We start from the raw sequence: 13,787 nt of genomic DNA, 5'->3' as shown, positions 1-13,787 counted from the left end.
CCAGAGCAAAGGCGCGCCGGGTACTCCCGGCGCGCCTCGCTGGCACTGCTGCTTGATTCGCTGGCTACTGGGAAACCTTGGCCAGGGTCTCCTGCTCGGCCGCGATGGTGGTGTTGTCCCCGTGGCCGGTGCGGACCACGGTCTCGGGCGGCAGGGTCAGCAACCGTCCACGGATCGAGGTGAGGATGGTGGGGTAGTCGCTGTAAGAGCGGCCCGTGGCCCCCGGGCCCCCGTTGAACAGGGTGTCACCGGTAAACACCGTTCCTTCGCTTTCCAGGTAGAAGCAGGTGGAACCGGGTGAGTGGCCGGGCGTGTGGATGGCCCGCAAGGTCGCTCCGGCCACCTCGAACACGTCACCATCTGCCAACTCCCGGTCCGGTTTCGTATCCGGGTAGACCTGCTCCCAGAGAACAAGGTCCTCAGGGTTCAGGTAGATCGGGGCGCCCACTGCCTCCGCGACCTCGCGCGCTGCGCCGATGTGGTCGTTGTGCGCATGGGTCAGCAGTATGGCCAGGACCTTCCGGTCACCAACCTGCTGGATGATCGCCGCAGCGTCATGCGGGGAATCGATGATGACGCATTCGGCGTCGTTACCCACGATCCAGACGTTGTTGTCCACGTCCCAGGTGCCGCCGTCGAGCGAAAACGTGCCCGAGGTGACCAGGTTCTCGATGGTGACAGCCATTAGAACTCCACCACCGAACGCAGGACCTTGCCCTCATGCATCTTGTCGAAGGCTTCCTCCACCTGGTCGATGGTGATGCGCTCCGAGACGAAGGCGTCCAGGTCCAGGTTGCCCTGCTTGTAGTGGGAGACGAGCATGGGGAAGTCGCGCGAGGGCAGGCAGTCGCCGTACCAGGAGGACTTCAGCGAGCCGCCCCGGCCAAAGACGTCCAGCAGCGGCAGTTCCAGCTGCATGTCCGGCGTCGGGACGCCCACCAGCACCACGCGGCCGGCGAGGTCGCGGGCGTAGAAGGCCTGCTTGTACGTTTCGGGACGGCCGACGGCGTCAATCACCACGTCAGCCCCGTTGCCTCCCGTGAGGGCGCGGATGGCCTCGATGGGGTCTTCCTTGCTGGAGTCGATGCCGTGCGTGGCGCCCAGGGACTTGGCCATTTCCACCTTGTTGGCGTCAATGTCCACGGCGATGATGGTGGTGGCACCGGCGAGCTTGGCGCCGGCGATCGCGGCGATGCCCACACCGCCGCAGCCGATGACGGCCACGGATTCGCCCCGCTTGACCTCACCGGTGTTGATGGCGGCACCAATGCCGGCCATCACGCCGCAGCCGAGGAGCCCGACAGCGGCAGCATCAACCTCCGGATCCACCTTGGTGCACTGGCCAGCCGCCACGAGGGTCTTCTCCGCGAAGGCGCCGATGCCCAAGGCAGGGGAGAGCTCGGTACCGTCCTCGAGGGTCATCTTCTGGGTGGCGTTGGCGGTGTTGAAGCAGTACTGCGGCTGGCCCTTGGCACAGGCGCGGCATTCACCGCACACTGCACGCCAGTTCAGTATCACCCGGTCACCCGGAGCGATGGACGTGACATCCTCGCCCACGGCGCTGACAACACCCGTTGCTTCATGGCCCAGCAGGAACGGGAAATCATCATTGATCCCGCCCTGCTTGTAGTGCAGGTCAGTGTGGCATACGCCGCAGGTGAGGATGTCCACCAGCGCCTCCCCCGGGCCCGGGTCCGGCACCAGGATGGTCTCCACTGACACCGGGGCGTTCTTTTCCTTGGCAATGACTGCCTTGACTTTGTGAACCATGTGCTGGTGTTCCTTTCCTAAAACCCGGAGTCTTGGCCGCGGAACCGGAGGCAGTCCCGCCGCCAGGTTCAACGATCTCATGCCGCCGCTCCAGGCATCGGCCATGCGTGCTGGGCCGCCTACGTATTGCGTATTACACAACGCGGTGCATAGGGCGCGTACTCGAAATATGTCAGCCGCCAAACAGGGTGTCAACAGAGCAAGAAACTACTACGGGGTTGCGACATACCCGACCACGGCATGTTTGGCTCTTATCGCGCAACGAGACTTCTTCTTGTGCAACTCCTCCTTCCTGCCGCGGCGTAGGGCCGTCCCGCGCCAGGGCTCCGGACACTGCCCAAAACGTCCGTCCAAACTCACCAACGCTGACCATTGACTGTGGCCTCGATCACGCTTAGTCTAATGCAACAGCGTTGCGCTGATTGCAACCACAACAATTTTGGTGGAGACATGAGTAACGAAACTTCCTCCGCAGCCCGTGCTCAGGGCCTGCGCGCGGAGCCCGGCGGACATTCTGCTGACAACGCCGTCAGCAAGGAAACCCGCCGCCGGGTTATCGCGGCCAGCTTTATCGGAAACTTTGTCGAATGGTTCGACTACGCCGTGTACGGCTACCTGGCCGTCACCATTGCGGCGGTCTTTTTCCCCCAGTCTGATCCCCAGGCCGGACTCCTGCTGACGTTTGCCCTGTTTGCGATCTCGTTCCTGGTACGTCCGCTTGGCGGCTTCGTATGGGGACACATCGGAGACCGGGTAGGCAGGCGGACAGCGCTCTCGTTGTCCATCCTGATCATGTCCGGGGCTACGTTCTGCATTGCCCTCATCCCGGGATACGACACGATCGGACTCTGGGCCCCGGTCCTGCTCCTGATCGTCCGGGTGGTCCAGGGCTTCTCCGCCTCCGGCGAATATGCGGGTGCCTCAGCATTCCTGGTGGAATACGCCCCCGCCAACCGGCGCGGGCTTTATGCCGCGGTGGTTCCCGCCAGCACGGCTGCCGGACTGCTCCTCGGTTCGCTGCTCGCCGGCCTGCTGACTACGCTTCTTAGCTCCGATGCGATGCACGGCTGGGGCTGGCGGCTGCCCTTCCTGCTGGCCGCCCCCATGGGCCTGATCGGCCGGTACATCCGGACCAAACTCGAAGACACTCCGGTGTTCCGGGAATTGGAGGCCGGGGACCACGCCGCCAAGACGCCCGTCTCCAGCCTCTTCCGTAACCACTGGCGCCAGCTGCTCCAGGCCGTCGGTGCGGTGCTGCTCAACGCCGTCGGGTTCTACGTGATCCTCAGCTACATGCCCACGTACCTGTCCTCCGAGCTTGGCCTGGGCGCCACCGAGTCCTTCCTGGCCACTACCGTCGCCCTCGTTACGTACATCGGCTTCATCTTCCTGACGGGGATGCTTTCAGACCGCTATGGCCGCAAGAAGGTGTTGATCGCCGCCTCAATCAGCTTCATCCTGCTGACGGTGCCGGCATTCGCGCTCCTCGGAACCGGCAACTTCCTGGTGGTGGTCCTGGTCCAGATCCTCCTGGGCGCCATGCTTACCCTCAATGACGGCACGCTCCCCAGCTTCCTGGCAGAGATGTTCCCAACCCGCGTCCGCTACAGCGGCTTCGCGGTCAGTTTCAACCTTTCCAACGCCCTGTTCGGCGGCACCGCCCCGTTCGTGGCAACCCTCCTGATTGCCGCTACGGCCAACGACCTGGCACCGGCCTGGTACCTGGTGGGGGCAGCCCTGATTTCCCTGGTGGCCGTGGCGCTGTCCCGGGAAACCTGCAAGGAACCCCTGCGGCACGAATAGCTTCCTTCCCACACCAACTGCACCTCAAGAAATGCACCAACAGAAAGGCATCACCACGATGACCATCACCACCGAGAACGCAACGTCCATCGCTGAACTGGAGCGCCTGAAGGTCCTCAAGAACGGCGAAAAGGTCCGCCTCACCTTCTCCGATGCAGAGTTCGAGCGCCGCCTCGCCGGCCTCCGCAGCATCATGGCAGAAAAGGACCTCGACGCCGTCGTCCTCACCAGCTACCACTCCATCAAGTACTACTCCGACTTCCTCTTCACCTACTTCGGCCGGTCCTACGCCATGGTGGTCACCAAGGATGACACCGTGACAGTCACCGCCAATATCGACGCCGGAATGCCCTGGCGCCGCAGCTACGGCGACAACATCGTCTACACGGACTGGCGCCGGGACAACTTCATCTTTGCGATCCAGGAAGTACTGCGCACCCGCGGCATCAATGTCCGCCGGCTCGGCGTCGAAGACGACTCCCTGCCGCTGGATAACCGCAACAAGATCCAGGCAGCCTTCCCGTCCGCAGCCCTTGTGGACGTCGCGCAGGCGGCCATGCGCCAGCGCATGATCAAGTCCGCCGAGGAAATCGAGGTCATCAAGCACGGTGCCCGCATCGGCGACCTGGGTGGCGAGGCCATCCGCAACGCCATCACGGCAGGCATCACCGAATACGAGGTTGCCCTGATCGGCACCGAAGCCATGGTCCACGAGATTGCGCGGACGTTCCCCAACTCGGAGATCCGTGACACCTGGGTGTGGTTCCAGTCCGGCCTAAACACCGACGGCGCCCACAACTGGGCCACCACCCGCAAGATCCAGGAACACGACATCCTGTCCCTGAACTGCTTCCCCATGACGTCCGGCTACTACACCGCCCTCGAACGCACTTTGTTCTACGGCGAACCGGATGCCCGCTCCCTCGAGCTGTGGAACATCAACGTGGAGGTGCACAAGCGCGGCCTGGAACTGATCAAGCCCGGCGCCGTCTGCAAGGACATCGCCGCTGAACTGAACGAGATCTACGTGGGCCACGGCCTCCTGGCCAACCGCACCTTCGGCTACGGGCACTCCTTCGGCGTCCTGAGCCACTACTACGGCCGGGAAGCCGGGCTGGAGCTCCGCGAGGACATCGATACGGTCCTGGAACCGGGCATGGTGGTCTCCATGGAACCGATGATCACCGTCCTGGACGGCCAGCCGGGCGCCGGCGGCTACCGCGAGCACGACATCCTGGTGGTGGGGGAGGACGGCGCGGAGAACATCACCAAGTTCCCGTTCGGCCCCGAGTACAACATCATCGGCGCCTGATCCCCAGCGGGTTCCTGGCCTTGCCTTGCAGGCCCGGACAGGAGCCCGGCCTGCCGGGGCCAAGGTCGGAAACCCGAAGCGGCGCCGGCACCACGCCGGCGCCGCTTTCGGCCTCACTAGGGAATGATGGATGACATCATGAGCACAACAGAATCCGAGAGCACCACAGGCAACGGCGACACCAAAGGCGCCTCCGTCATCGTCAACGCCATCGCCGTCCTTCGGACCTTTACGGCGGACGAGCCGCTCCTCGGGGTCACCGAGATCGCAAACCGGGTCGGTCTGCACAAAAGCACCGTCTCCAGGATCCTGGCCACCTTTGAACAGGAGCACCTGGTGGAGCGGGACGCCGAGACGCGCCGCTTCCGGCTGGGACTCGGGCTGATCGCCGTCGCAGGCCCCCTGCTGGCGGAACTGGAGGAACGGCGCGTGGCCTACCCGGTGCTGCGCGAACTGTCCGAACAGACCGGCGAAACCAGTGCCCTCATGGTGTGGAGCGGCGACGAATCGATCTGCGTGGAGCAAATCGCCAGCCGCCACCAGATCAAGCACACCACCCCGTTGGGAGCCCGGTACAGCGACGCCTTCAGCGCCTCCGTCCAGGTATTCCTGGCCCAGGAACCCGAACCACGCGTCCGATCCCTCCTCAGCAGTGGTGCCATCACCTACCCCGGCCTGGATGAACCCAGCCTGGACGCCTACCTGGTCCGGCTGAAGGATGACGTCCGGCGCGGCTGGGCCATCAACTACGGCGAAACATCCATTGACGAAGTGGGGCTTGCGGCGCCTGTCTATGACCATCGCGGGGAAGTGGTGGCCGCCGTGCTGATCCCGGCGCCACGGTTCCGGGTCTCGCAGGACCGGCTGCTGGCATTGGGTGAATCATGTGCCGCGGCGGCAGGGAAGGTCACGGCCCGTCTGGGTGGAACGGGCAAAAAACAGGCAACTTCTGCGCAGGACTGAGGGTCGCTGGGTCAATTCAGACATCGTTGCGCCGTCGGCTGACTTGGGGGCGGCGCAGCATGCCCTGGAACTGTTCCGTGAACAGTTGCTCGGGCGCAAGGTCAAGAACACCGTGTAGAACCGCCAGGCTGGTTCGCCCCTGGCCCAGGTGCGGTTCGCCCAGGCAGGGGAAGGAGCCGTGCGAGCATCCTGCTCAACTATCCCACCCTGGCCGCCGATCCGATCCTCGAGCAGGCCGGCCGCGGCCTCCTGGGCCTGGCCGCCGCCAGCTTCTAGCAGGGGCGGCCACGTAGACTTGCATGATGCGGTTGGTAGCGAGCGATATTGACGGAACGATTCTTGGACACGATGGAAAAATCAGTGACCGCACCGTCCGCGCCTTCCACGCCTGCCGTGATGCCGGCGTCGAACTCGTTTTTGTCACCGGCCGGCCGCCGCGCTGGCTGCACCCCCTCGAGGACCGGCTGGGCCACGCCGGCACCGTTATCTGCTCCAACGGGGCGGTGGTCTGGGACCTTGAGACCGGCCGGCTGGTGTCCGCCCGCACCCTGGCCATCGAGGCCGTGCTCGAGATCCGGCGCATCATCAAGGGGATCCGTCCGGCAGCCCTGTTCGCCGCAGAGACACTGACCGGCTTCCACCTTGAACCCGGCTTCATCGAAAACGAATCCAGTGAACTGCTCAGCGAGTTCACTCCGGCCCCGCTCGCAGAAACCCTCGTCACGGATGACTCGGTGGTGAAGTTCCTGGCGATCGTCCGGGAGGGCACCCCTGACGACTTCCTCGCGGAGGTGCGTCCCGCCGTCGCGCATCTTGCGGCCGCCACGCACTCCTCACCCGGCGTGGCAATGCTGGAGTTGTGCCTCCCGGGTGTCAACAAGGCCGTGACGCTCGCGGAATATGCGTCATCGCTGGGGATCGACGCCGCGGACGTTGTGGCCTTCGGGGACATGCCCAACGATATCGAGATGCTCCGCTGGGCAGGCCACGGCTACGCGATGGCCAGTGGCCACCCCGAAGCCATCCTCGCGGCCGGGCAGCAGGCGCCGCATTTTGACGACGACGGCGTGGCCCAGGTTCTGGAGGCACGGCTGGCGTCGTTGGGTGTCCAGCTGCCCTGAGCCCTTATTCACAGGCTGCGCTCACCTTGCGTTCACCTTCGCTCCTTACCGTGGAGGCAGGGGGCGACGCCTCCCCTTTATGGCTCTAGGGGTAACGATGGCACGAAACGTAAAACACGACGCTGTTGATGCGCCGCTGCGCAGGGCAAAGCCTGCTCCGCACTGGAAACAACTGAGGCAGGGCGACCGCGTCCGCGTGGTCCTCACGCCGGGGTTTGAAACCGGCGGGCTGGTGGACGCGATCACCTTGGACCACACCGCAGTGTGGGTGAACCTCGACGGCGGCCGCGGGCGGACGCTGCTGCACTGCAGCGACGGTGTGGACATTTTCCCGGAAGAGGACCAGGTGTAAACAGTTACCAGCGGCTGCCTGGCGGCAACGCCCTGCCAGCCTCCCGCTCCGGTACGCTCGCAGGGTGAGCCTGCCGTTCTTTGCCAGTCCTGATCCCAGCGGGCAGCAGTTGCCTGTAGCGATGGCCCACCGCGGGTTTTCGCGGGAGGGCCTGGAGAATTCCCTCGCCGCGTTCCGCGCCGCCGTCGAACTTGGCTACGAATACCTGGAGACTGACGTCCACACCACGGCGGACGGTGTGGTGCTCGTGTTCCACGACGACACTCTTGGCAGGGTGACCGACGGGGCCGGCCGGATCGCCGGGCTGGCAGCCGCCGAGGTGGCCAAGGCGCAGATCGGCGGCCGCGAGCCCATCCCCACTTTCGATGACGTGGTCACCGCACTGCCCGGCGTCCGCCTCAACGTGGACGTCAAGGACTGGAACTCCGTCCAGAGCCTGGCCGCCGCGATTGAACGCCACCAGGCGCACCACCGGGTGCTGGTGACCAGCTTTTCGGACCGGCGGCGACGGGCGGTGCTGAAGCTGCTGAGCCGGCCGGTCGCATCGTCGGCCGGCATTGTGCCGGTGGCCTTGTTTGTTGTGCTGGGCCGGATCCTGCCGGGACCTTTCTTCCGCCGGGCGATGCGCCGGATCCTGCAGGATGTCCACGCCCTTCAGGTGCCTGTCCGCAGGGCCGGAGTCGAAGTGGTCACACCAGGGTTCATCAGGCGTGCGCACGCGCTCGGGCTGGTGGTCCACGTCTGGACCATCAACAATCCCGCGGAGATGCGCCGGCTGCTTGAGCTCGGAGTGGACGGCATAGTGACCGACCGGGCGGACCTGCTTCGTGAGGTACTGCTCGAGCGCGGCCAGTGGCGGGCGTCAGGCGGGTAGGCGGATGCCGCCCGCCTGCTGACTTATTCCTTCAGATCCCGGCCCGTGCTGGTGGACGGGTCCTGGTCACCTTCGGTGGGATCGGCCCGGAGTTCATCCGGGTTGCTGTCGGGCAATCCACCGGAGACGCCCGAGACGCCCGAGACGCCTTCCGTTGAGCCGCTATCTGCTGACTCCGCCCCGGCGGGAGCGGATGCGCTGCCTGCGACTCCGCCGTCGTCGTTCGCCCTGTCATTGTCTGTCTCGTCAACATCCCCGCCGAGGGGGGATTCCGACACGGGTCCCGGGGCTGCTCCGGCCTTCAGCCCGGGAGCCTTTTGCTTCTCGGCTTCCATCGCGTTTGATCCCTCGCTGAGGGAGGAGTGGACTTCCACATCGCTGTTCGGATCAGAGGGATCAGGAACGTCCAGTTTCTCTGTGGGCTTGCTGGTCCCCGCGAGATCCTCCATGGCGTTTTCCGCGGCCTTGCCGATGCTGTCGCCGATACCCATGTGACTGCTCCTTTCGACATTTCGCCCCGGTACCCCAGCGGATGACCGGAACATTACCCTTCCAGAATTATCAGCATGCTTACAATTAGTCCAGAGCTGAGGCAACAGGCTGCAGCCGGCACGGAAGGACAAGTACTGTGAGCAGCTACCATCCGGAAAACGACCCCGCGAATCCTGACCAGCCGGGCAGGAACCCGTCAGGGGCTGGCGAGTCAGGCCCTGCCCAGTCCGGCGGCGGCCAGTCGGGTGCAGGTCAGCAGGGAGGCCGGGATTCTGCGGGCTCGCCGAACCCGGATCCGGCGGACGGCAACATCACCGGGCTTGAGCCCGGCGGGGGCGTGCCTCCCGGCGAGACGCCGCCGGCTGAGGACCAGATGAGCGCCGACCAGGGGCACGACGAGTAGGCCGGCACAGGGCCCAGCGCTCCAGCGCTGCCCGCAGTTCCGCCGGTCCTGCCAGTGCCGCGGTTAGGTCAGCGCATGCTGCGGTTGCGTCAGCACCCTGCCAGATGTCAGTGGGGTGGTGTCAGGGAGCGTCGTTGGGCGGTGGAACCTGGCGGCCGTTATCCGGACCGACGAGCTGGCTTTTCAGGCCGTCCATATCCAGGCGGGTGTTCCAGCTTGCCCAGTCCTGCGGCCGCACCGAGGGCCGGCCGAGGAGATAGCCCTGGCCGGCGCTGATGCCCAGTTCCGTCAGGACCTTGAGTTCGCCCACTGTCTCGATGCCCTCCGCTATCAGCGTGGTGCCGATCTGCTCGGCGAAGTCCACGAGGCAGCCGGCAAGGGCGCGCTGGATGCCGTCGTTGTCCACGTCGCCGATGACGTTCCGGCCCACCTTCAGGAAATCCGGCCGCAGGTGCACCATCCGGCTCAGCGCGCCGGCTCCCGGGTGGGTATCGTCGACGGCGATGCGCAGCCCTTGGTCGCGCAGGGGGTTGATGGCCGCAATGAACTGCGGGTACTCCTCGTCGGTGACGGATTCCGTCAGTTCGAGCACCACCCGGGTCAGCGGAAGATCGATGTGCTCGAACAATTCCGGCAGCCGCGGGTCAAGGCATGACGCGGGGGAAATGTTCATGGACACGTACAGGTTCCCGGGAAGGTCCCGGGCTGCAGCAGCGGCTGACCCGAGCGCGGAGAACTCGAGGTTGGCGCCGAGGCCCACCGCCGCGGCTTCCGCGAACCACAGTTCCGCTGCCGCGCCGTCGTCGCTGACAAAGCGCGACAACGCCTCGACCCCCACGACTGTTTCTTCGGCCAGCCCGTAGATGGGCTGGAAGGCCGTCATCAGCATGTTGCTCTCAAGCAGTGCGCTGATGCGGGACATGCTGCGGATGGCGTCAATTTGTTCCGCGACCTGCGGCGGAATGGCGCTGGGTTCCAGGCGCATTTTCCTGGCGCTGTCCAGCGTTTCAACGGTGTTGGCGTCGCTGCGGCGCGTTTCCAGCAGATACTCCAGCAAGGCTCTTTCGGGCACGCCAGGATTTTCATCGAGGCTCTTGCTGAGGCGTTGCCGGACAGCAGCCCCGGACGGATCCGGGTCCGCCAAAACGGCCGCGATAATTCCCCACGCCTGTACACGAACCGACATTAGCTACGCCCCCAGTTGACGAAGTAATGACCCAGTGGCCCTTTTATTGTTCAATTTCAACCGCTTCTAAAGTCCAATAACGCTGGCAAGCCGCAAAAACACGGTGACGAAAATTAGACCCAGCACGATGATCGTATATCGGGGTGGCTAAAAGCGCAGTACTTTTCGCTTTACTGGTTAGCGCTTTCCGGCTGTGCTGCCAGGAGGTCAGGCACCTGCTCCGGCGGAACAGGCCTGCTGAAGTAGTAGCCCTGGGCGCTGAGGCAACCCAGTCCGCGGAGGATCTCGGCCTGCTCCGCAGTTTCCACGCCTTCCCATACCGCCTCAAGGCCGCATGCCCGGATGAGCTGCAGGACCGCCGCCACCAGGGCCGGTTGGCTGGGGTCGGTGCCCAGGCCGTTGATCAGGGAGCGGTCCACCTTGACCCGGTCCACCGGCAGTCGCCGGAGGTAGCTGATGGACGAATAGCCCGTGCCGAAATCGTCAATTTCGATTCCGACGCCCAGGCCGCGCAGCCCGCCGAGCGAGTAGCGGTCCAGTTCGTTGCCCTTGACGATCGCTACTTCGGTCAGTTCCAGCACTACCTGTTCCGGCCGGACGCCCGTTTCCTTCAGGACGTTCCGCACATCCTCGATGAACTGGAGGCTTTGCAGGTCGGTTGCGGAGATATTGATCCGGACGGAGAAGCGATGGTCCACCAACTGCCTGTCAATCCATGTCCGTAGCTGGTGGACTGCGGTGCGCAGCACCCAGAGCCCCAGCTCGGAGATGAGCCCGGCTTCTTCGGCCAGGGGAATGAATTCATCGGGCATGATGAGCCCGCGGGTGGGGTGGTTCCAGCGGACCAGGGCCTCCACGCCTTCGATCCGGCCGGAAGCGAGCTCCACGACGGGCTGGTAGTGCAGTGTCAGTCCTTCGGTCCTGATCGCATTCCGGAGGTCCTCCACGAGTTGGCTGCGGAGCCTGCGGACCAGCAGGAGGCCAGGCTCGAACCGGTGCAGCCTGTTCTGCCGCTCAGCCTTGGAGGCGTACATGGCGACGTCGGCCTCCATCAGCATGTCCTCGGGGGTCTGGCCGGCGCCGCCAACGCTGAGCCCGATGCTGGCGCCGCAGCGCACGCTCCGGCCCGGCAGTTCGATCGGTTCATTCAGTGACGCCAGGATGCGGTGCCCCACGATGGCCGCCTGGTCCGCCGAGACAGCCGGCATAACGATCGCGAACTCGTCCCCGCCCAGGCGCGCCACCACGTCCGTGACGCGTACGGCGGCACGGATCCGTTCGCCCACGGTGATCAGCACCTTGTCCCCGGCCGCGTGGCCCAGGGTGTCGTTGATGGATTTGAAGGCGTCGAGGTCCATTAACAGGATGACCGGGCCCTCGTCGTCGCCGTCGTCCTCGATGGTGGCCCGCAGCGCCTCGATGAGGGCCGAGCGGTTCGCAAGGCCCGTCAGGGGGTCCTGCATCGCCATCTTATGCATTTCCTGGTGCGCTTCGTGGAGGAGTTGGGTGCGCACCTGCACGCGCTGTTCGAGTTCCCCGTAGATGATCTGCAGGTCCTCAGCCAGCAGGTTGGTGCCCATGATGATTGCATCGAGCTCGTCACGGGCTTCGGATACTTCTATCCGCGAGCTGAGGTCTCCCGATGCCAGCCGGACAATGCCTTCGAGCAGTTGGGAAAGCCGGGGGTCGTTGTCGGCAAACATCGGTTCCTCCCGCCCGCGCTCAGTTGGCCCGGCTGCGGTCGGCATCAAGCGGAAGGCTCACAGTGACCGTTGTGCCGGCGCCCAAAGTGGAGGCCACATCAATGCGGCCGCCGTGGCGCGCCACAATGTCCTGGGTGATGGCCAGCCCCAGCCCGGTTCCGGGAATGGCTCCGGACATGGCATTGGAAGCCCGGTAGAAGCGGGTAAAGACGTGGTCGATTTCCTCGCTGGAGATGCCGATGCCGGTGTCCGCCACGCTGATGGTCGCCCACCGGCTCCCGTCTGCGGCCGCGCGCGACTCGCTCCCCACCTCAATCCGTCCACCGCTGGGCGTGAACTTGATGGCGTTGGACACCAGGTTGGTGAAGACCTGCTGCAGCTGCACTTCATCGGCCAGGATTTCCGGGTCCTCGGGAGCAGGCTCCACCGCAATCGTGACGTTCTGCAGCTGGGCCAGGGGCCGGAGCGCTGCGGCCACCAGGTCCAGTGTCTGGCCCAGGCGCACCGGTGTGAGATGCATCAGGTCGTCCTCGAGGCCGTTGCGGGACACACTCAGCATGTCCTCGATCAGCATCCGGAGCCGCTCGGTATTGCGCACCACGATGTCCAGCATCTGGTGCACCTCGGGCGAGACGGGTTGCTCTGTGCTCTCCTGGATCATGTCCAGGTACGCCATGATGGACGTCAGCGGGGTCCTCAGCTCATGGTTGACGGTGGCGAGGAAGTCGGTTTTCGCCTTGTCCAGCTGTTGGAGCTGCTTAACCACCTGCTGCTGGCTGCTGATCAGGTGGCTCTGGATCAGCCCGTGGGCGGCATTGCCTGCCACATGCTGCATTAGGCCCAGCTCGGCGCGGGACCATTGCCGCGGCTGGTCCACCATGACGATCCAAATGATGCCCAGAGATGAGCTTCCCTCACCCATGGGCACCGCCAGCAACGAGGCCGCGGGGCCAAGGCTCTTGCTGCTGTGGGATTCCCCGGTCCGCCCGTCCTCCTCGGACCCCTCCGAGGAGAGCGTTTCCGCCCCGGCCCACAGGGTGTCGGCCATCTGCCGGGCGGATTCTTCGTCGGGAAGCGCCTGGTCCGCCAAGGGTTCAAGGCCCTGCCTGGTCCACGTGGCGGTGATCGGGGGAACCCGCTCGTCCTCGAATGTGGTGAGGCGGACGTGGTCAGCCCTGAACGTCCGGCCAAAACCGGCCACCACGTGGTTGGCGATCTCCCGTGGATCGTTCGTTCCGCGTACGGCGGCGGACACCAGCCGGAGCTGTTCACGGAGGGCCTCGGCCTCCTGCCGGGCAGCATTGCGCCGGGACACCTGGTTGATGAGGGAGGTTGCCCTGTGGACCAGTTCCTTGGGAGGCGGGGGTTTTGCGATGCAATCATGGACGCCGGGCGGCTGCATCGCTGCCAGCTCAGCCGGGCTGTCCAGGTCCACCATCACCAAAACGGGCGCCTCTGCGTCAACAGCGGAGAGGGACGTGTCAACCACGATCACGGAGGGGTCGCCCGCATCCAGCAGGCGGGCGAGGCCGTCGGCATCGTTTGCGGTGCGGACCTCGTAACCAGCATCGCGCAGTGCCTGCGCATTCAAAGCCAGCCGCCCGTCGTCGGGGTCCGCCATAAAAGCGGTGTGCGGCACAGACGGGTCCCACGGCAAATCAGCCGTCACAATGCCCCCTTCGCTCCCAGTTGAGTACATTGTAGGGCTGCGCGCCCCTGATGATCCCCCGGAAGCTGCAGAAGGCACCAGCGTGACGCCATCGGGGCCTCGATTAAGGGCGGCGCACCGCAAAACCCCGCCAAGCGGC

At 65.1% G+C, this 13,787-nt stretch carries 13 protein-coding genes; 7 read left to right on the top strand and 6 right to left on the bottom strand.

Annotated elements, in window-relative coordinates; all coding sequences use genetic code 11:
• Positions 1–64: 64 nt before the first annotated feature.
• Both AC5RVY_RS08045 and AC5RVY_RS08040 read right to left on the bottom strand, forming a co-directional pair.
• A complete protein-coding gene (locus AC5RVY_RS08045; protein ID WP_493954165.1) occupies positions 65–685 on the bottom strand; it encodes an MBL fold metallo-hydrolase in 621 nt (206 codons plus the stop codon).
• Positions 685–1,770 (bottom strand): S-(hydroxymethyl)mycothiol dehydrogenase, encoded by a 1,086-nt coding sequence (locus tag AC5RVY_RS08040; protein ID WP_493954164.1) that lies wholly within the window; start codon positions 1,768–1,770, stop codon positions 685–687. Before AC5RVY_RS08040 ends, AC5RVY_RS08045 begins: the two co-directional genes overlap by 1 nt.
• Positions 1,771–2,220: 450 nt before the next feature.
• Between AC5RVY_RS08040 and AC5RVY_RS08035 the strand changes: the two genes are divergently transcribed.
• The 6 genes from AC5RVY_RS08035 (at position 2,221) to AC5RVY_RS08010 (ending at position 8,195) form a co-directional block, all read left to right on the top strand.
• Complete coding sequence (locus AC5RVY_RS08035; protein WP_493954163.1) at positions 2,221–3,573, top strand: MFS transporter; 1,353 nt, start codon at positions 2,221–2,223, stop codon at positions 3,571–3,573.
• Between the two features lie 58 nt (positions 3,574–3,631).
• Positions 3,632–4,885, top strand: a complete 1,254-nt coding sequence (locus AC5RVY_RS08030; RefSeq protein ID WP_493954281.1) for an aminopeptidase P family protein — start codon at positions 3,632–3,634, stop codon at positions 4,883–4,885.
• Positions 4,886–5,023: 138 nt separating this feature from the next.
• Positions 5,024–5,848, top strand: coding sequence for an IclR family transcriptional regulator (locus AC5RVY_RS08025; protein WP_493954162.1), 825 nt, complete (start codon positions 5,024–5,026; stop codon positions 5,846–5,848).
• Positions 5,849–6,150: 302 nt separating this feature from the next.
• Positions 6,151–6,969, top strand: coding sequence for an HAD family hydrolase (locus AC5RVY_RS08020; RefSeq protein ID WP_493954280.1), 819 nt, complete (start codon positions 6,151–6,153; stop codon positions 6,967–6,969).
• A 97-nt stretch (positions 6,970–7,066) separates the two neighbouring features.
• Entirely contained in the window at positions 7,067–7,321 is a 255-nt protein-coding gene (locus AC5RVY_RS08015; protein ID WP_493954161.1) for a hypothetical protein, read from the top strand.
• A gap of 64 nt (positions 7,322–7,385) precedes the next feature.
• Complete coding sequence (locus AC5RVY_RS08010) at positions 7,386–8,195, top strand: glycerophosphodiester phosphodiesterase family protein (RefSeq protein WP_493954160.1); 810 nt, start codon at positions 7,386–7,388, stop codon at positions 8,193–8,195.
• A gap of 23 nt (positions 8,196–8,218) precedes the next feature.
• On the opposite strand, the gene AC5RVY_RS08005 is transcribed toward AC5RVY_RS08010, so the two are convergent.
• Entirely contained in the window at positions 8,219–8,686 is a 468-nt protein-coding gene (locus tag AC5RVY_RS08005) for a hypothetical protein (RefSeq protein WP_493954159.1), read from the bottom strand.
• 137 nt (positions 8,687–8,823) lie between these two features.
• Between AC5RVY_RS08005 and AC5RVY_RS08000 the strand changes: the two genes are divergently transcribed.
• Positions 8,824–9,090, top strand: coding sequence for a DUF6480 family protein (locus tag AC5RVY_RS08000; RefSeq protein ID WP_493954158.1), 267 nt, complete (start codon positions 8,824–8,826; stop codon positions 9,088–9,090).
• 121 nt (positions 9,091–9,211) lie between these two features.
• Here AC5RVY_RS08000 and AC5RVY_RS07995 read toward each other — a convergent pair whose 3' ends face one another.
• From AC5RVY_RS07995 to AC5RVY_RS07985, 3 genes are all read right to left on the bottom strand, one after another.
• Complete coding sequence (locus AC5RVY_RS07995) at positions 9,212–10,162, bottom strand: EAL domain-containing protein (protein WP_493954157.1); 951 nt, start codon at positions 10,160–10,162, stop codon at positions 9,212–9,214.
• Between the two features lie 284 nt (positions 10,163–10,446).
• A complete protein-coding gene (locus tag AC5RVY_RS07990) occupies positions 10,447–11,979 on the bottom strand; it encodes a putative bifunctional diguanylate cyclase/phosphodiesterase (protein ID WP_493954156.1) in 1,533 nt (510 codons plus the stop codon).
• A gap of 19 nt (positions 11,980–11,998) precedes the next feature.
• Positions 11,999–13,648, bottom strand: coding sequence for an ATP-binding protein (locus AC5RVY_RS07985; protein WP_493954155.1), 1,650 nt, complete (start codon positions 13,646–13,648; stop codon positions 11,999–12,001).
• Between the last annotated feature and the right edge of the window lie 139 nt (positions 13,649–13,787).

Source organism: Arthrobacter sp. Ha26, from assembly GCF_059091705.1.
This window is presented reverse-complemented; position numbering and strand designations above follow the sequence as displayed.